Origin of the sequence: Brevibacillus sp. AY1 (assembly GCF_029870785.1) — a bacterium.
Taxonomy (GTDB): domain Bacteria; phylum Bacillota; class Bacilli; order Brevibacillales; family Brevibacillaceae; genus Brevibacillus; species Brevibacillus invocatus.
Map to the genome: position 1 here is coordinate 573474 of NZ_JAFLPN010000001.1, position 17667 is coordinate 591140.

Sequence of the window (17667 nt, forward strand, 5' to 3'; positions counted from 1 at the left end):
GATCGTAATCGAAAAAAACAAAGTAAAAGGGGAGGGGAAGTGTGCGTGCACCTCCTCTTTTGCTTTTCGTTCATCTGAAAGTTCTGTAGAATAAAAGGTAAGAAGAATACATAATGATATTTTCAAATCGAGAGGGGTATGAAAATGGATTTGCAATTACAGGGAAGAACAGCAATCGTACTCGCTTCAAGTAAAGGATTGGGCAAAGCGACAGCAGTGTGCTTGGCTCATGAAGGCGCTAACGTGACCATCTGCGGCCGCGATGAAGCAGCACTGTCAAAAGTAAAAGCAGAGATCTTGCAAGCGACAGGAAGAGAGCCTCTGGCTGTAGTAGCCGATGTGACCCAAGCAGCAGATATTTCGCGCATCGTAGAGGAAACCGTTGCGCGTTTTGGCGGCGTTGACATTTTGATCAACAATTCCGGCGGACCGACGCCAGGCAGGTTTGATCAGCTTGAGGATGAGCATTGGATCAAAGCGTTTGAATTGAATCTGCTCAGCTACGTTCGCGCGATCCGCGCCGTCCTGCCCCATATGCGTGCCAAACAATTCGGACGGATTATCAATTTCACCTCGTCCTCCATCAAACAGCCTTTGGAAAATCTGATCCTTTCCAATACCTTCCGCACGGGTGTCGTGGGACTCGCAAAGACCTTATCCACAGAGCTTGGCCCGGATGGCATTTTGATCAATACGATCGGACCGGGAAGGATTGCGACAGACCGCGTGGCCCAACTGGATCAAAATCAAGCAGAGCGTACCAACATGACGATGGAAGAAGTGCGTATCCAGGAAGAGTCCTTTATTCCACTTGGCCGATATGGACAACCGGATGAATTTGCGCGGATGGTTACCTTCCTCGCCTCCCCTGCCAATAGCTACGTTACGGGACAGGCATTGCTGGTGGACGGAGGTCTGGTCAAAGCCATATAAGCTCAACAAATGAAATCGTAAAGGGGTCTTTACATGAGCAAAGAAAGTTCTTTTGACATTGTCTCCAAGGTAGATTTGTCGGAAGTGACCAACGCGATTCATACTGCGGTCAAGGAAATCGAAAACCGTTTTGATTTCAAGGGCAGCAAGAGCAGCATTTCATTGGATAAGGAAGAGCTCGTGCTCGTTTCGGATGATGAGTTTAAGTTGGGCCAGGTCAAGGATATTTTGATCAGCAAGCTGGTGAAGCGGGATGTCCCGATCAAGAACCTGGATTACGGAAAGATCGAGCCTGCAGCGGGTGGAACCGTACGGCAGCGCGTCAAGCTCGTGCAAGGGATCGATAAGGAAAATGCGAAAAAAATCACGAATATCATCAAGGATGCAGGTTTGAAAGTGAAGACACAGATCCAGGATGATCAAGTGCGCGTGACGGGAAAAAGCAAGGATGAGCTGCAGATGATCATTGCAGCGATCCGCAAATCAGACCTGCCTTTGGATGTGCAATTTATCAACTATCGGTAAAGACTAGAAAAGTTTTGCTTCTAATAGATCTTCTTTTCGCGTATGCATGTACAAATAAGTGACAAGCACTAGCGAAAGGGAGAGGCGAGCCATGAAGGTCTTTATTATCAGTATGCGTAATCTCATTTTGGGTGGAATCGTTTTCCTGATTGTTCTGGTGGCAGGGATCATGCTGTTGGTGAAGGATCCATTGAACGTCTCTGACTCCTACAGACCAGGTGGAGAAAGTGTTCCAGCCTCAACCGTACCGGTGAACAAGCCAGTCGGTTCAGAAAAGCCTTCGTTGAATTTGGACATCGCAGTAGATGGCACGACAGCGGAAGTTTCCTTGTTGACGCAGAACTTCCAGTTTGTGGATGAGAACGGGGACATGAGTCAAACTCCTGTTTTCGGAGAAGGTCACGCACATCTCTATCTCAATGGAGAGGCAAAAGGAATGATCTATCAACCCGAGTTTCTCTTGAAAAAGCTGCCCAAGGGCGAGCATGAACTGCGCGTGGAACTGAATTACAGCAACCATCTGCCGTACAAGGTGGAAGCCGTACAAAATTTCGTAGTGAAGTAAGGAAAAAGCGTTCCGATCGGGGGACGCTTTTTCTTTTTTTATTCGGGAAGGAATATATTAGGAGATACAGAAGTGTTATTTTGTGAACATTCAGTCTAATGATGCGGAGGTGGCGCGATGCTGCGCACGATCACCATTGGAGATCTGCTAGATGAGACAACAGAAAAATACGGGCAAAAGGAAGCGCTGGTCTATCAGGAAAGAGGGCTGCGCTATACGTATCAGGAATTTCAGGAAATCTGCAATCAAGTGGCAAAAGGATTCATGTCTCTCGGTATTCAAAAAGGAGAGAATATGGCGATTTGGGCGACCAATGTACCAGAGTGGGTCATTACCCAGTTTGCTTCCGCGAAAATGGGAGGAGTGCTGGTCACGGTAAATACCAGCTATCGAACCCACGAGCTGGAATACCTTTTGCGCCAGTCGGAATCCACCACGCTTTTGCTAATGGGTTCTTTTCGTGATGCCAATTATGTAGATATGGTTCGTGAGATCTGCCCGGAGCTCGAACATAGTGAGCCAGGCAAGCTTGAGTCAGCGCGTCTGCCACATTTGAAAAATGTCATTTATCTAGGAGAAGATCGTCAACCTGGTATGTTTACCTGGAGAGATCTGTTGGATCGAGCTGCTCTTCTGGATGAGCAGGAGCGTATAAAGAGACAGCGATCCCTCGATCCGGATGATGTGATTAATATGCAATATACATCAGGTACAACAGGCTTTCCAAAAGGCGTCATGCTTTCCCATTCCAATATCGTCAATAATGCGATCAAGGTCGCTGAATGCCAACGTCTCGGTGCGGAAGACAGAGTATGTATTCCCGTTCCTTTTTTCCACTGCTTTGGCTGTGTGATGGGGACTTTGGCTTGTGTAGCGACTGGTGCCACGATGGTGCCGGTAATCGCCTTCGAACCGGGTCTGGTGCTTTCTGTCGTGGAAAACGAGCACTGCACCGCTCTGTATGGCGTACCTACGATGTTCATTGCCGAACTGAATCATCCCAGTTTTGAGCAGCGTAATCTGAGTTCGTTGCGCACAGGGATCATGGCTGGCTCGCCTTGCCCGATCGAGGTGATGAAAAACGTAGTCGAAAAGATGGGGATTCGAGATATCACGATCGCCTACGGGCAGACGGAGTCTTCACCAGTCATTACCCAGACTAGACCGGAGGATTCAATCGAACGAAGAGTGGCGACGGTGGGGAGAGTTCACGACGGGGTAGAGGCAAAAGTGGTCGATCCTGTGACAGGCGAAACGCTGCCTGCAAATGTCCAGGGAGAATTATGCACCCGTGGCTATTTGGTGATGAAAGGCTATTACAATATGCCAGAACAGACGAAGATGGTCATCGACGCTGAGGGCTGGCTGCATACAGGCGATTTGGCGACCATCGATGAGGAGGGCTACTATCGGATCACGGGAAGACTAAAGGATATGATCATTCGCGGAGGGGAGAATATTTATCCCCGTGAGGTCGAAGAGTACCTCTATGCACATCCGAAAATTTTGGATGTGCAGGTCGTAGGAGTACCCGACAGCAAGTATGGAGAGCAGGTTCTTGCTTGCATTCGCGTCAAGCCGGGAGAAGACTTGAAGGTTGAAGAGGTGAAGGAGTTCTGTGACGGAAGAATCGCCCGGTTCAAGGTTCCTCACTATATTCAGTTTGTTGAAGAGTATCCGATGACAGCGTCAGGGAAAATACAGAAGTTCAAGCTACGGGAACAAGCGATGCAAGCCATTGGGTTAGAAACTAAGGGACAAAATGATACCGCATAAGTCTGATTCTCTTTACAATCAGGCCCTCGTCCACTATGATGGTGGGAAATGTAGGGAGAGGGGCAGCTTAGAATGGAAATACGCCTACTGGTACCGAACGATGCTCAAGCGTTGGCGGCCATAAGACTAGAAGCTTTGGAGCAGGAGCCGGAGGCGTTTGGCGCCAGCTTAGAGGAAGAAAAAAAGAAGAGCCTGGAGGATTGGCAAGCAAGATTAGCCTTGTCCAATCAAGGAGAGAGCGGCTATTTTGGCGCTTTTGAAGAAGGGGAAATCGTCGGGCTCATCGGCTATTTTCGCCATAAGGGTGCGAAGGTACGGCACAAGGCAGTCATCGTTTCGATGTATGTGAAGCAAGCACACAGGGGCACAGGTGTAGCGCGAGAGCTCATGCAGGCGACCCTGGCGCATTTGCAGGCTTTTGGGGATATCGATCAAGTGCAGCTTGCCGTCGTTACTTCGAATCAGGCAGCAGTCCGTTTTTACGAAAAAATGGGTTTTCAGCCATTCGGTCAAGAGAAAAGGGCATTGAAGATCGGAGATAAATACGTAGACGAGACCCATATGTATTTGCTTTTTTAGCATCTACATAAAAAGCGAAGGCATGAAAGCTAGTAGCTCCATGCCTTCGCCTTTTCACGTAGCTTCGGCCTGATTAGCGGCGAGCTTCGTAAGCAGCAATTTTATCTTCGTATTGAAGGGTAATGCCGATGTCATCCAAGCCGTTGAGCAAGCAGTAGCGGCGATAGGAATCTACCTCGAACGGGTAGGAGAGACCATCGTTGTCTTTGACTACCTGTTCCTGCAGATCAATAGTCAGCTGATAGTTCTTCTGTCCTTGAGCGCGTTTGAACAGTTCGTCGACTTGTTCTTCGCTCAGCTTGATTGGCAGAATGCCGTTTTTGAAGCAGTTGTTGTAGAAAATGTCAGCAAAAGATGGAGCGATGACTACACGGAAGCCGTAGTCAAGCAGGGCCCAAGGAGCATGCTCACGAGAAGAGCCGCATCCGAAGTTGTTGCGGGCGAGCAGGACCGTAGAATCCTTGTACTCAGGTGTGTTCAAAATGAACGAATCAATCGTGCTGCCATCTACTTCAAATCTCCATTCGTAGAACAGAAACTGTCCAAATCCGCTGCGTTCAATGCGCTTCAAAAACTGTTTGGGGATGATGGCGTCCGTATCTACGTTTACACGATCAAGTGGGGCAGCCACTCCTGTATGGATGACAAATGGGTTCATTGGAATACCTCCTTGCTAGCGTTCTCGCTTTTCCATTCACGCACATCTACGAAGTGTCCAGCGATCGCTGCGGCTGCTGCCATCTCTGGGCTTACCAGGTGTGTACGTCCACCGCGTCCTTGACGACCTTCGAAGTTACGGTTGGAAGTGGAAGCACAACGCTCGCCTTCACTCAGGATGTCTGGGTTCATCGCGAGGCACATGGAGCATCCAGATTCGCGCCAGTCGAAGCCAGCTTCTTGGAAAATCAGATGCAATCCTTCTTGCTCAGCAATTTGCTTAACCAGTTGGGAGCCAGGCACGACCATCGCATGTACGGAAGGGGAGACCTTGCGTCCTTTTGCCACCTCAGCAGCTTTGCGCAGGTCTTCGATACGGCCGTTGGTACAAGAGCCGATGAAGACACGGTCGATCTTGATTTCGCTCATTGGCGTTCCTGGAGTCAGACCCATGTAGGCGAGTGCATCCTGAGCCGCTTTGCGTTGGTTGGCTGTTTCGAAAGATTCTGGTGCTGGAACGGTTTTGGTGATGTCCGTACCCATTCCAGGGCTTGTTCCCCAGGTTACTTGTGGCGCAATCGTCGTAGCATCGATTTCGCATACGGTATCGTACTGCGCACCTTCGTCTGTAACCAGCTGCTTCCACGCTTCTACTGCTGCCAGGAAGTCTTCGCCTTGAGGAGCAAAGCGCTTGCCTTTCAAATAATCAAATGTCGTTTGGTCAGGTGCGATCAAACCAGCGCGTGCGCCACCTTCAATGGTCATGTTGCAAACCGTCATGCGCTCTTCCATGGTCAGCTTGCGAATTGCAGCTCCGGTATACTCGATGACATAGCCCGTTGCGAAGTCGGTTCCGTATTTTGCGATGATCGCCAAAATTAAGTCTTTTGCGCTAACACCGAATGGCAAATCACCATTTACGCGAACTTCCATTGTTTTTGGTTTCGATTGTTGCAGACATTGAGTAGCCAGTACGTGCTCAACTTCACTGGTACCAATACCAAAAGCAAGTGCACCGAAAGCGCCGTGAGTAGAGGTGTGGCTGTCTCCACAAACAATCGTTTTACCAGGAGAAGTCAAGCCCAGCTCAGGTCCGATAACGTGAACGATCCCTTGATCCGGGCTGTTCAGGTCAGCGAGTGTGATTCCGAATTCTTCACAGTTCTGGGTGAGGGTCTCCATTTGCTGACGGGAGATTGGATCTTTGACATTAAAGCGGTCAGCAGTCGGAACGTTATGATCCATGGTCGCGAAAGTCAGGTCTGGGCGGCGAACTTTGCGTCCAGCCAGACGGAGTCCTTCAAACGCTTGTGGTGAGGTTACTTCGTGCACCAGGTGCAGGTCGATATACAGCAGGCTCGGTTTCCCTGCTTCTTCGTGGATGACGTGGTTGTCCCAAATCTTTTCAAACATCGTGCGGGGTTTCATCATTCTTTTTCCTCCTTCGTGCGAAAAACTCTTATCAAGGTTGTATCATGGCAATGAAAATAGATCAAAGATATAATAATTATGAGAAGGATAGTTTTTGCCTATCGGGAGGTTTTTATGGAGTTACGACAAGTCCGTTATGTGCTGGCAGTTGCGGAAGAACGCAGTTTTTCCCGCGCAGCGAATCGATTACATCTAGCCCAGCCATCACTCAGCCAACAGATTGCCAAGCTGGAAAAGCTCTTGGGTGTTACGTTATTTCACCGCTTGCCCCAGCATGTTGAGCTGACAGATGCGGGGCAACGCTTTGTACAAGTTGCCCAAACCCTTGTGGACATGTCGGACGGTTTGGAACGCGAGATGCGCTCGTATGCAGTAGGAGAGAGCGGCAAGCTGATGGTAGGGAGTCTGCCAATCACCGGAGCTTATGTATTGCCTCATGTCATTTCTGCATTTACAAAGCGCTTTCCAGGAGTCGAGCTTCAACTGGTGGAGGATACCTCTAGCCACTTGGAACAACTGCTGGTGAGAGGCAAAATAGATGTCAGCTTACTGACAATGCCGATCGGAGACCTATCCATTGAGACAATCCCTGCGATCAACGAGGAAATTTTTCTTGCCGTACCGCCTCAGCATCCGTTGGCCGAACGCGAGGAAATCGATCTGGCAGAGTTGTCGGATCAACCCTTCATTCTGTTGAAGGAAGGTCAAGGCTTCCGGACGATTTCCTTGCGCTTGTGCGAACTGGCTGGTTTTCGCCCTCGCATCGTGTTTGAAAGCAGCAATATCCAGACGGTACAATCACTTGTATCCGCTGGCATGGGATTTTCCTTTGCTCCGAAAATGATTACTCTTGCACCAGGGTCCATTGAGCCGCCGGTTTATGTGCGATTGACCTCCAAGCCAAGTCGCACCCTGGTTGTGGCGTATCGCAAGGATCGACCGTTGTCAAAGCCTGCAGAGGCTTTTGTCCAGATTCTCGTAGATCAGGGCGGACAAATCTAAAACCTTTAAGTGCACACACAAAGCGACAAAAGAAATGGCCTGTGATACACTATTGCCAAATCATTCAAGGGAGGAAACGGAAATGAGAGAAATCAAGACAGAAGCAGAGTTTGAGCAAGCTACAAATGGCCAAAAGCCTGTAATCGTAAAGTTTTACACTGACTGGTGCCCGGATTGCCACCGGATTGATCCCTTCATGCCAGAAGTCGAGAAAGCATATGCAGATAAATTGGACATGGTCGCCATTAATCGCGACACCTTGCCAGAGCTGTCTCAAAAGCTGGATGTATTCGGAATTCCTAGCTTTATCGCCTTCCACGAAGGCAAGGAGCTCATCCGCTTCGTCAGCAAACTGGGCAAAAGCCGTGAAGAGATCGAGCATTTCCTCGACCGTGCCATTCAAGTAAGCCAGGGATTGGCACAAGAGTAACGTCGATTCAGCAAGGGGACTTGAGAAAAATGCTTGATATGCATAAAGAAGGAGAATGGCTGATAGCGCATTTGCGTGAAGCAGACACAGCCATGCCATTAGGGAACCTGCTGCGGGAAGAATGGAAACTGCCTCGCAAGCAGGTCCATCTTTTGTTTCAGCATAAAGAGGTATGGCTGGACGGAACACCTGTCGCCCAGCATGTGCGCGGTGAAGTGGGCCAGGAGCTTAGAATGCGTCTATGCCAGCAGGAGCCATATGGTGTAGAGCCTGCTGTTTTTGCGCTTGATGTTCTGTACGAGGACGATCATTTGTTGATCGTAAACAAACCCGCAGGTGTATTGCTTCATCCGACTGAGCCCGAGCATCGCGGCACCCTGGATCATTGGGTGGCTGGCCATTTCGCTCGCACGGGAGTTTTCAGCAAAGTGCGCCACGTACACAGACTGGACCAGGAAACATCGGGAGTTGTGCTGTACGCCAAACACGCGTGGGCAGCTGCATTGCTAGACGAGCTGCTGCGAGAACGTCAGATCAAGCGCACCTATCAGGCCTTTGTTCAGGGACGTGTGAAAGCTGATCGAGGGAAGATAGACGAGCCGATCGGCAGGGATCGCAATCATGCCACGCGCAGGAGGGTCACACCAAATGGCGACAAGGCGGTAACACACTATCAGGTCATGAAGCGCTATCAAGATGTCACTCTGCTTCAATGCTCCCTGGAGACCGGACGTACGCATCAAATTCGCGTTCATATGAGTCACATCGGTCATCCGCTCTTGGGAGATACCTTGTACGGTGGAAAAGTCGGTCTTATAAACCGGCAAGCGTTGCATGCCGCACAGCTTCAGTTTCGCCATCCGTTTGGCGGGCAAGTCGTTCGGGTACAGGCACCGTTGCCTGTTGAGCTGCAGGCTTTGCAAAACGCCTTGAGAGAAGTGCCAAAATAGGTGTAGGTGAATAAACTGCCAGGAAGGAAACGAGGGAGGATGGTCGGATGAAACGACCCACAATCGGAATTCTAACCTGGCGGGAAGGTAAAAAGTTCGCGGAACCAGCCTACTTTCGCAAGCTGTTGAAAGCGGGGCGAGAATTGGGTTGTCGCGTCTTTTTATTTTCACCGAAAGATGTGAAGGCACATGAAAAACAGGTGAAAGGTTACGTGCTAAACGAGCAAGGTAAATGGCATGGCCAACTCTTTGATCGCCCAGATGCAGTCTTTGACCGCTACCGGTATACGCCGACGCAAGCCTTCAAGGATTACGTTGCTTTTCGGAGCAAAAGCTCCTTCTTGTATGTAAACAACAGACTAGCGAACAAATGGCGGGTTCATGATGTGTTGGTTCGGGACAGCCGCATGCATCGCTGGTTGCCAGAGACCTGGCTGTACACGAGAAGTAAACTCGCAACGATGCTGGAGCGTCACAAGATTTTGTACGTGAAGCCTATTAATGGCACGGGTGGGCGAAATATTTTACGCGTAGAAAAGATTGGCGGCGGTTATCGTTTACTCGGGCGGGATAAGCAACGCTTGAAAGTTTCGGCCATGCTAACCCAGCTCTCGGCTGTACAAAACTGGGTAGACAAATGGACGAAGGGGCAAAAATATATCGTCCAGCAAGGTCTTCACCTCGATCTCATTCCCAAGCGAACCATCGATATGCGCCTTTTAATTCAAAAGGATGGACATGGAGAATGGAGTATCACCGGTCACGGAATACGAATCGGTGGGGAACGCAGTGCAACCTCCAATTTGCACGGGGGTGGGAAAGCAGTACCAGCAGCAACGTTCCTGCGTCCCCATTTCGGTGAAGACGACACTGCGCGTATCGTGAGAGATTGCGAGGCGCTCGCGCAGCAGACAGCCGAATCCCTGGAAGCCCATTTTGGTCGGATGGTTGAATTCGGTCTCGATATCGGGATTGACGTGTCGGGGCGAGCCTGGCTGATTGAAGTGAACCCAAAGCCTGGGAGGGAAATTTTTTCGCAAATGGGCGATAAGGAGAGGTACCAGAAAGCGATACGCCGTCCTCTCGAATACGCCTTGTTTTTAGCGAGAACAAACGGGCAAAGTCAGTTAAGGATTCATCCGATACAAGCTAGGAATAAAGCAAATGGTTGATTGGGAACCGGACCTCTAACAGGTCTGGTTCTTTTTGCTGTGAATAACGATCATGATGATTTTGTCTTATAAGACAATGAAGCATCATATGGGGGCACCATTGCGTCACTCCTGCTTAAAATACCAGTGGAAGCAGCAGCGGTCATGGAATGTCGCAACATTCACCCGTGGGTGAGGAAAGGGAGGGCAAGAGTTGCTTTTGGCAGGGTCTCACTCTCAATGTAGGAGATAAAGGAGAGAACACATGGATATACAGGCGACGAAGCTATTGCTATTTTCTATCTCATGTTTGACGAAGATCGGGGTACCAAAGGATGAAGCCGACCTGATATCGAAAACCATGCTGAATGCGGACGCGCGTGGGATTCACAGTCACGGATTTATGCGGCTTCCCGTCTATGTGAGAAGGATACAAAAGGGCTTGGTGCGCAGTGAAGCTTTGATCACGACCCTTCGTGATGAAAAGGCTATTGCATTAATGGACGGGAATGGATCTATGGGACAGATCGTAGGGAAGAAAGCGATGGAGCTGGCGATGGAAAAAGCCAAAAAATACGGAGTGGGCATGGTATCCGTCCAAAACAGCAATCATTTTGGAATTGCTGCAGGGTACGCAATGATGGCTAGCATGCAAGGAATGATAGGGATTGTGATGAGCAACACCACGCCTTTGATGCCACCTACGGGCGGGGCAGAAAAAGTGCTAGGCAATAATCCACTGGCAATAGCTGCGCCAACCGATGGGAGATTTCCTCTTCTTCTCGATATGGCACTCAGTAATGTCGCATTTGGAAAAATCGTTTACGCCAAAACAATGGGAGAATCGATTCCAGAAGGATGGGGTGCAGACCGGGAAGGTAAGCCCACTAGGGACCCAGCCGCTGTCGTAGAAGGGGGCTTCGTTTTACCTTTGGGTGGACCAAAAGGCTTTGGATTGGCTCTTATGATCGAACTCCTGACAGGCGTATTGTCGGGTGGAGTGTTCTCGAAAATGATTCCCTCTTTCTATGACTTTTCGCAAAAGCAGGAAATCGCGCATTTCATGATAGCCATCCAAATCTCGTCATTCATGGAAGTGCAGCGTTTCAGAGAGCAGGCATCGACTCTCGGTGCCTACGTGAAGAGTGCTGTTCGTGCGAGCGGTGTGGAGGAGCTGTATCTGCCTGGAGAGATTGAATTTCTCCAAGAAGAAGAAAGAATGAAAAACGGAATCGTGATCAGTGAGCATGTGCTGGCAGAGCTTAATCAACTTGCGGACTCTCTCGGTGTACCAGCTCTATATGAATAATTCGATTTTTCTACAAAACCCTCCAAGATTTGCTAACGTTTTTTACAGAGTGGCAGGGGAATGTCAATGTTGGTCGAATATCATGATGAATCGAGTAACGGAAAGGATCCGTCTGCATTGTGCGACGGTTTTTTTCTTCTGTTTACACGTATATCTGCGCTCTGCGATGGTTAAACCCCGGCCACTTTTGGCGAGAATGGAAACAAAGGAGTGATAACCGTGGAGCAATTGCTTCAATTGGTGAAAGATTACTGGCCTGTTGCGTTGTGCATCATCCTTGTCATTTTGGCAGCGCAATGGCTCGTCAAAGGATTAATTCGAATCCTTTCTATGTTTGTCCTGATCGGGGTCGTCCTCGTTCTCTTTTTTCAATTTTCACCCGAGCAAGTCATTCAGATGGGGCGGACAGCCGTACAAGCAACCCAAGAGATTGTGGACAAGACCATCACTCCCATTCTGGATGCAGAGCTGAAGGATGCTGATATTACGTTTCAACCGGACGGTAGCTATGAAGTGAAGACAGCCAGCATCCGCATCGTCGGGGTCAAAGGAGAGACCAAGGCAACAGTTTTCTACAAGGACGAAAAATGGGAAGTGGATATTGGGCAATTGGGCTCGTTGTTTCAAGAACGCCTCGGCAAGGCGGAAGCAGAGAAAACGACTTTATAGCGGTAGAGAAAAAACGCAGGGCGCCAAGTGGACGCTCTGCGTTTTTTACGTTGGTTCTTAATGGTTGAGCAAAGGTGGGGCGATGCGCTTGTGACTCTTTTGTTCGTAGGCATAGGCGTAGCGGATGAGAGCAGACTCCTGGAAGGCTAGACCTGTAAACATGATGCCAAATGGCTTGCCTGCCTGTGTATAGCCGGCAGGTACGGTGACGGAAGGATACCCAGCACGCGCTGCGATCGAAGCTCCTTCACTCATCGGGAAGACCAAACAGTCCAGGTTGTGCTCGTTACAGACGGCATCGATCCCTTGATGCTGAGACATCTCCAAATCATAAAGGCGAGTAGTGATATATTCCGGCTCCGTCAGCGCACCGCTTGTTTTCTCTGCTTTTTCGAAGAGAATCTGTCCATAGCGCAATGCTTGCTCCTCATGCTGCTGGTTCCAGAGCATGATGTCCTTTAACGTTCGCAATGGAAAAGATGCCGGAAGGGTTTTTAAGTACGCATTCAAGCCGGATTTGAACTCATGGATCAGAACGAGATTTTGCCAGTTGGCTTCTTCGGATGGAATCGTGATCGAATCGATGACGGTAGCCCCTGCTTCCTTCAGCACGGTGATTGCATCTTCATACAATGCCTGCTCATCTTGAGCGAATTTCGCGATGTAACGGGAGCGTACAATCCCGATCCTTGCCCCACGCAACCCGTCGAGGTCGAGACTGGACCGGTAGTCGGCTGGGACGAGACCTTTGCTTTTGCCCGTAGCGGGGTCTTGTGCGTCGATTCCAGCCATGACGCCTAGCAAAATGGCTGCATCTTCTACCGTACGAGCCATCGGACCTGCCGTATCCTGACTCGTGGCGATCGGAATGATTCCCGTGCGGCTGATCAGACCAACAGTTGGTTTGATGCCGACCAATGAATTGCGGGCGGCAGGATTCAGAATAGAGCCGGACGTTTCCGTACCTACTGCTGCCACGGCAAAGCCCGCTGCAATTGCGGCTCCCGACCCTGCACTGGAGCCACCGACATCCAAGCTTCCTGGTCCGTACGGATTGAGTACTTGTCCGCCACGGGAGCTGTATCCGTTTGGCATGTGATCCGAGATGAAATTCGCCCATTCCGTCAGATTTGTTTTACCAAGCAACACAGCTCCGGCATCTCGAAGGCGGGACACGAGAAAAGCATCTGCAGAGGCATAAGAGTCTGCCATGGCGAGTGATCCAGCCGTCGTGTGCATGCTGTCATGTGTCGCTATATTATCCTTGATCAGGATCGGAATACCATGCAGCGGGCCGCGACTTCCGGTCAAAGCGCGTTCCCGGTCCATGGCATCAGCGATATGTAGGGCATCCGGATTGATTTCGCTGATTGCGTTTATAAGCAGTCCTTGTTTGTCATTATCGGCAATCCTTTTCAAAAAAGCTTGAGTTAGCTCGCGCGATGTCGTTTTACCCTCTTCCATCGCTTGTTGCCATTCCAGAATTGTGGATTCATGGTTAAGTGTCATCTATCTCACCTATTTTCATTCAATTTGGACTTCTTCTTATCTTACTTCAATTTATGATAAATGGAAGGGGGGACCAGTGAGCTTGCGAATAATCTCCTCCCAAACTCCGTCTTAAGTCGGGGAACTGGTTCCACCTCCTGCCCGGTTAATCGCTTGGCGGATTTTGCTAAAGTGGGAAGGGGAGGTCAAGATGAGAGACTTATTTTACACAGGAATCATACATAATTGGAAGCGAGTTCTGGTAGTTTGCAGCTTGCTTGGTATCCTCTCACTGCTTATCTTTCCCCCTAAAAATGCACAGGGAGGGAAGGCGGAGCCTGGGCAGAGCAGTCAATTGCAAGCGGTAGACCACTATTTGGATGAGGCAATTCGCAAACTGGGTGTCCCAGGTGGTTCTGCGGCACTGGTGTATCAAGGAGAGCAAGTGTACTCCCGTTCATGGGGGATAACAGGAGAGAGTGAACAGACTGTCACGAACGAGACGCCTTTTCTTATCGGTTCTCTCAGCAAAACGCTTACGGCATATGGGATCATGCGACTCGTCGATGAAGGGAAAGTACGGCTCGATGTCCCCGTCCAACAATATCTTCCGTGGTTTTCTTTACCTGACGCCAAAGCAGCTTCACAGATCACGATTCATCAGGTGCTGACACAAACAAGCGGAATGAGCGAAAGCGCCGGATTGAACATAGCAGATCAAGGTGCTAGCGACCAGTTAGCCATCCAGCGTACGGTAAGAGCGCTTGCAAAAGAACCGCTTGAGGCAGCTTCAGGTAACCGGCATATTTACAGCAACGCCAATTATGCCGTGCTAGGTGCAGTGATCGAGGAAGTAAGCGGTATGACCTATGCTGAGTTTATGGAATCCTCTATCTTTTCTTCATTGGAAATGAAGCATTCAGCGGCAACGGTACGCCAGGCAGAAGCTATAGGCTGGGAGCCCGGATTTCGATCCTGGCTGGGGCTGTCTATCCCGAGCCCCATTCCGTATGACAATGGCGGTGCTCCTTATGGCTATGTGGTATCCAGCTCCTCCGATCTGGCGAAGTTCTTGATTGCAATGCAAGAACCGGGAAAGGTGATCTCAGCCGATCGGACAAAGGAAATGATTCAGCCAGCCGTATCGGTCCGTGCGAACCATTATTACGGATACGGCTGGAGAATCACACAAACGGACACGGGGGAGACTCGCATCTGGCACGCTGGATCTACGCCTGATGCTCGGTCAGAAATGGTTTGGCTGCCGGAATCAGGCTGGGGGATTGTGCTCCTGACCAATCAAAACAATCGTTTGGAGGAGGCCCGTCTGTCCATCGTGGCAACAGGCATTCAGGGTATCCTGCTCGGATCGGAGGCTACACCCATTTCGTTTCCACCGATCATGGAAAGATGGCTGGCTGTAGGGGGAGTGCTTGTATTAATGGCGATCACGGTCTGGCTATTGACTTCCTTTCGTCGCGGGATGGAGACCAAGCTGCGTAGATGGGTGTGGTTCACCCTAGGAGGCGTATTTTTCTCATTGGCTGGCCTTGTCATTCCTGTTCTGCTCTACTTGACGCAAGTGAGCTGGCACACCGTTTCCTTGTTTGTTCCCGATCTGGCTGAGATGGTATTGCTCATGGTCATCTTCTTGTCGATGAATGGGGTTCTTTCTTTAATCAAAGCAAGTACGATACCGTCAATAAAGGACATACAAAAAAGCTGACTCCCCGAAGGAATCAGCTTTTTATCTTTTCGGCGTTTACGCTTTTGCGCCAGCTGCTTGCAGTTTTGCTTTTTCTTCTGCTTCTACAAAACGATTGCGTGGATGCTCACGGCATTCGTCCGAGCAGGAGCGCTTATAGGTTTGTTCACATTCTGGGCAGCAGAAGTGCTGCTTGTTGCAGAATGGATTTGCGCAGTTGAGGTAGCGGTCTTCTACCTTGCCGCAATAGTAGCAGCGGCCAATGACAACATCTTCTTCCGTGTGATTGATCGGAATGGAGATGCGCTCGTCGAACACATAGCATTTGCCATCCCAAAGGCGTCCCTGTACTTCAGGATCTTTACCATACGTGACGATTCCGCCATGTAGCTGATAGACATTTTCAAAGCCTTGGTTCAAGAGGACACCTGTCAGCTTTTCACAACGAATACCGCCTGTGCAGTAGGTGAGGACCTTTTTATCTTTGAACTGACTCATATTTTCACGAATCCATTCCGGGAACTCGCGGGAAGAATCTACTTCAGGGCGAATCGCTCCACGGAAGTGACCCAGATCGTATTCATAGTAATTGCGCCCATCCAAAATCACGACGTCATCTTGCTGCATCATTTCGTAAAACTCTTTTGGATTCAGGTAGTGGCCAGTCTTTTGGTTCGGATCGACATCGTCTTCCAAACGCCATGTAACCAGCTCTTTTTTCGCGCGGACAAACATCTTTTTAAAGGCATGCTCATCCGACTCGTCTATTTTGAACCACATGTCAGCGAAGCGCGAGTCGCTCCGTACGTAATCCATGTAGGCTTGGGTTTGCTCGATCGTGCCGGATACCGTACCGTTGATCCCTTCCGGAGCGACGATAATGCGCCCGAGAAGTCCGTTTTCTTTGCAGAACTTGAGGTGTTCGGCCGCATACTCCTCGTAATTGTCGATTGGCGTATACTTGTAGTAAAGCAAAATGCGATATGGTTTTTGTACTTGCAAGGTACAATCCCATCCTTTCTTTATTCGATTATGTTTTGTGATGCAACGGTGATTATATCATACTGAAGCTGATAAAGCGCAGAAAAAGAAAGGGAAATGTGAGCTTTCTATGAAAAATTAGCATGGCTTCCTCGAAAAGAAGAAACGGTCTTTGCCTTGCTGGTGGTTATCTCATCCTGTACACTAAGAGACGAATGCTAGGTAAAGTAGAGGAGAGACTAAGGATGAATAACAACAGCCAGCGTCTGACCACGCACGTAAAAATTAAAAAGCTCCACGAGGATGCCGTGATTCCAAAATACGCTCGCGAGTTGGATGCGGGTTTTGATTTGGTTGCCATAGAAGATACGTTGATCGCACCTGGAGAGTCAGCTAAAATTCCAACTGGACTGGCTTTCGCATTGCCGGAAGGATACGAGCTTCAGGTTCGCCCTCGTTCCGGTATCGGCGCGAAAACGAAGCTGAGACTCTCCAATGCACCGGGCACAGTGGATGCCGGATATCGCGGAGAGGTTTGTGTCCTTATCGATAATATTCGTTTTGTGTCAAATGAGCGGGGAACAGAATGCTTCGATGCCAGTGAAAAAACAATTACAGTAGAACAAGAGGTAGACAAGCATAGCTACCTGATCAGAAAAGGCGATCGAATCGCTCAAGGCGTGATCGCGCAAGTCCCGATGGCGCTCTTTGAAGTCGTAGACGAGCTCGATGAGACAGAGCGGGGCAGCGGGGGTTTTGGCAGCAGCGGCATTCAGGGATAAGTTTTCGGCTTTAATCCAACCATGATTTACAGACAAATAACAGAAGTAAGGGTTGTTTTCACGCAACCCTTACTTTTTTTTGTTCAAGCTGATGATTGGGAAATTAGTCGTGATCCTTTGGCGCTGGAATATATATGTAACACATGGACGGAAGGAGGTGAAAAAATGGCTGCTCGTTTCATCAAGATTGCCGCTTTTTACTTCGTCATCGCCATTATTTTAGGAATTGTCATGGGAATTACCAAAGCTTTTTCGTATTCTTCCGTACACGCGCATTTGAATCTGGTGGGCTGGGTATCCCTGGCCATCATCGGACTCGTGTATTATGCCTATCCTGCTGCTGGCAAGACTGCTTTGGCAACCTGGCACTTTTGGCTGCACAATATCGGTTTGCCTGTCATGCAGGGTTCGCTGTTTCTGATGCTCTATACGCAATCGGAGGGATATGTGGTAGGTACCATCATCGGTTCATTGGTATTGGGAGTGGGTATTTTGCTGTTCGCCATCAATGTATGGCAACATGTTCGGGATTAACCGAATTCTTGGCTACCCCAAAAGGTTGAGGAATACGAAGAAGTTCTCCTTTCGAGGGAGAGCTTTTTTGTATATTCCCGACTTGATTCGTGTGCCTATTTTTGTCTAGAGCGGATCGACCTCCGCACTTCGCCTACCTCTTGGGCATAGGGTAGATGAGAATATTTGCCAGAGGAACGTTTAGAAGGAGTGAATAGAAG

General features: G+C 49.4%; 18 protein-coding genes. 14 read left to right on the top strand and 4 right to left on the bottom strand.

Translation table 11 applies throughout. From position 1 onward, the window contains the following. Positions 1-144: 144 nt before the first annotated feature. The 5 genes from JZI27_RS03030 (at position 145) to JZI27_RS03050 (ending at position 4378) form a co-directional block, all read left to right on the top strand. On the top strand, positions 145-933 hold the full coding sequence (locus JZI27_RS03030; protein WP_057134011.1) for an SDR family oxidoreductase: 789 nt from the start codon (positions 145-147) through the stop codon (positions 931-933). A gap of 33 nt (positions 934-966) precedes the next feature. Next, entirely contained in the window at positions 967-1458 is a 492-nt protein-coding gene (locus tag JZI27_RS03035) for a YajQ family cyclic di-GMP-binding protein (protein WP_122908259.1), read from the top strand. Positions 1459-1549: 91 nt separating this feature from the next. Next, positions 1550-2023, top strand: coding sequence for a hypothetical protein (locus tag JZI27_RS03040; RefSeq protein ID WP_122908258.1), 474 nt, complete (start codon positions 1550-1552; stop codon positions 2021-2023). A gap of 117 nt (positions 2024-2140) precedes the next feature. After that, entirely contained in the window at positions 2141-3799 is a 1659-nt protein-coding gene (locus tag JZI27_RS03045) for an AMP-binding protein (RefSeq protein ID WP_280206752.1), read from the top strand. 72 nt (positions 3800-3871) lie between these two features. After that, positions 3872-4378, top strand: a complete 507-nt coding sequence (locus tag JZI27_RS03050) for a GNAT family N-acetyltransferase (protein ID WP_057133989.1) — start codon at positions 3872-3874, stop codon at positions 4376-4378. 73 nt (positions 4379-4451) lie between these two features. Here the strand turns inward: JZI27_RS03050 and leuD are convergent, their stop codons facing one another. Both leuD and leuC read right to left on the bottom strand, forming a co-directional pair. Next, positions 4452-5036, bottom strand: a complete 585-nt coding sequence (gene leuD, locus JZI27_RS03055; RefSeq protein WP_057133987.1) for a 3-isopropylmalate dehydratase small subunit — start codon at positions 5034-5036, stop codon at positions 4452-4454. After that, positions 5033-6463: a 3-isopropylmalate dehydratase large subunit gene (gene leuC, locus JZI27_RS03060; protein WP_057134010.1), complete on the bottom strand. Its 1431-nt coding sequence runs from the start codon at positions 6461-6463 to the stop codon at positions 5033-5035. The genes leuD and leuC overlap by 4 nt, the downstream gene beginning before the upstream one ends. A 117-nt stretch (positions 6464-6580) precedes the next feature. Here leuC and JZI27_RS03065 point away from each other — a divergent pair, with 117 nt between their 5' ends. The 6 genes from JZI27_RS03065 (at position 6581) to JZI27_RS03090 (ending at position 11977) form a co-directional block, all read left to right on the top strand. After that, the gene (locus tag JZI27_RS03065; RefSeq protein ID WP_057133984.1) at positions 6581-7468 is read left to right on the top strand and encodes a LysR family transcriptional regulator; all 888 of its coding nucleotides are present in this window, start codon (positions 6581-6583) and stop codon (positions 7466-7468) included. 82 nt (positions 7469-7550) lie between these two features. Continuing rightward, positions 7551-7898: a thioredoxin family protein gene (locus JZI27_RS03070; RefSeq protein ID WP_057133983.1), complete on the top strand. Its 348-nt coding sequence runs from the start codon at positions 7551-7553 to the stop codon at positions 7896-7898. Between the two features lie 29 nt (positions 7899-7927). After that, the gene (locus JZI27_RS03075) at positions 7928-8848 is read left to right on the top strand and encodes an RluA family pseudouridine synthase (RefSeq protein ID WP_280206753.1); all 921 of its coding nucleotides are present in this window, start codon (positions 7928-7930) and stop codon (positions 8846-8848) included. Between the two features lie 47 nt (positions 8849-8895). Further along, complete coding sequence (locus JZI27_RS03080) at positions 8896-10020, top strand: YheC/YheD family endospore coat-associated protein (RefSeq protein WP_251242830.1); 1125 nt, start codon at positions 8896-8898, stop codon at positions 10018-10020. A gap of 244 nt (positions 10021-10264) precedes the next feature. Continuing rightward, the gene (locus tag JZI27_RS03085) at positions 10265-11308 is read left to right on the top strand and encodes an Ldh family oxidoreductase (RefSeq protein ID WP_280206754.1); all 1044 of its coding nucleotides are present in this window, start codon (positions 10265-10267) and stop codon (positions 11306-11308) included. Between the two features lie 219 nt (positions 11309-11527). Continuing rightward, complete coding sequence (locus JZI27_RS03090) at positions 11528-11977, top strand: hypothetical protein (protein WP_057134008.1); 450 nt, start codon at positions 11528-11530, stop codon at positions 11975-11977. A 57-nt stretch (positions 11978-12034) separates the two neighbouring features. Here the strand turns inward: JZI27_RS03090 and JZI27_RS03095 are convergent, their stop codons facing one another. Continuing rightward, positions 12035-13486, bottom strand: coding sequence for an amidase family protein (locus JZI27_RS03095; RefSeq protein ID WP_057133977.1), 1452 nt, complete (start codon positions 13484-13486; stop codon positions 12035-12037). 190 nt (positions 13487-13676) lie between these two features. On the opposite strand from JZI27_RS03095, the gene JZI27_RS03100 reads away from it, so the two are divergent. After that, on the top strand, positions 13677-15191 hold the full coding sequence (locus JZI27_RS03100) for a serine hydrolase domain-containing protein (RefSeq protein WP_280206755.1): 1515 nt from the start codon (positions 13677-13679) through the stop codon (positions 15189-15191). Positions 15192-15227: 36 nt separating this feature from the next. Here JZI27_RS03100 and trhO read toward each other — a convergent pair whose 3' ends face one another. Then, entirely contained in the window at positions 15228-16172 is a 945-nt protein-coding gene (gene trhO, locus JZI27_RS03105) for an oxygen-dependent tRNA uridine(34) hydroxylase TrhO (protein WP_057133973.1), read from the bottom strand. A 224-nt stretch (positions 16173-16396) separates the two neighbouring features. Here trhO and dut point away from each other — a divergent pair, with 224 nt between their 5' ends. After that, complete coding sequence (gene dut, locus JZI27_RS03110; RefSeq protein WP_057134006.1) at positions 16397-16933, top strand: dUTP diphosphatase; 537 nt, start codon at positions 16397-16399, stop codon at positions 16931-16933. A 165-nt stretch (positions 16934-17098) separates the two neighbouring features. Continuing rightward, positions 17099-17467, top strand: coding sequence for a cytochrome-c oxidase (locus JZI27_RS03115; protein ID WP_057133971.1), 369 nt, complete (start codon positions 17099-17101; stop codon positions 17465-17467). Positions 17468-17667: the final 200 nt, after the last annotated feature.

Coding starts and splice junctions, on each gene's coding strand:
- JZI27_RS03030 (WP_057134011.1), top strand. CDS start 145: ATGGATTTGCAATTACAGGGAAGAACAGCAATCGTACTCGCTTCAAGT.
- JZI27_RS03035 (WP_122908259.1), top strand. CDS start 967: ATGAGCAAAGAAAGTTCTTTTGACATTGTCTCCAAGGTAGATTTGTCG.
- JZI27_RS03040 (WP_122908258.1), top strand. CDS start 1,550: ATGAAGGTCTTTATTATCAGTATGCGTAATCTCATTTTGGGTGGAATC.
- JZI27_RS03045 (WP_280206752.1), top strand. CDS start 2,141: ATGCTGCGCACGATCACCATTGGAGATCTGCTAGATGAGACAACAGAA.
- JZI27_RS03050 (WP_057133989.1), top strand. CDS start 3,872: ATGGAAATACGCCTACTGGTACCGAACGATGCTCAAGCGTTGGCGGCC.
- leuD (WP_057133987.1), bottom strand. CDS start 5,036: ATGAACCCATTTGTCATCCATACAGGAGTGGCTGCCCCACTTGATCGT.
- leuC (WP_057134010.1), bottom strand. CDS start 6,463: ATGAAACCCCGCACGATGTTTGAAAAGATTTGGGACAACCACGTCATC.
- JZI27_RS03065 (WP_057133984.1), top strand. CDS start 6,581: ATGGAGTTACGACAAGTCCGTTATGTGCTGGCAGTTGCGGAAGAACGC.
- JZI27_RS03070 (WP_057133983.1), top strand. CDS start 7,551: ATGAGAGAAATCAAGACAGAAGCAGAGTTTGAGCAAGCTACAAATGGC.
- JZI27_RS03075 (WP_280206753.1), top strand. CDS start 7,928: ATGCTTGATATGCATAAAGAAGGAGAATGGCTGATAGCGCATTTGCGT.
- JZI27_RS03080 (WP_251242830.1), top strand. CDS start 8,896: ATGAAACGACCCACAATCGGAATTCTAACCTGGCGGGAAGGTAAAAAG.
- JZI27_RS03085 (WP_280206754.1), top strand. CDS start 10,265: ATGGATATACAGGCGACGAAGCTATTGCTATTTTCTATCTCATGTTTG.
- JZI27_RS03095 (WP_057133977.1), bottom strand. CDS start 13,486: ATGACACTTAACCATGAATCCACAATTCTGGAATGGCAACAAGCGATG.
- JZI27_RS03100 (WP_280206755.1), top strand. CDS start 13,677: ATGAGAGACTTATTTTACACAGGAATCATACATAATTGGAAGCGAGTT.
- dut (WP_057134006.1), top strand. CDS start 16,397: ATGAATAACAACAGCCAGCGTCTGACCACGCACGTAAAAATTAAAAAG.
- JZI27_RS03115 (WP_057133971.1), top strand. CDS start 17,099: ATGGCTGCTCGTTTCATCAAGATTGCCGCTTTTTACTTCGTCATCGCC.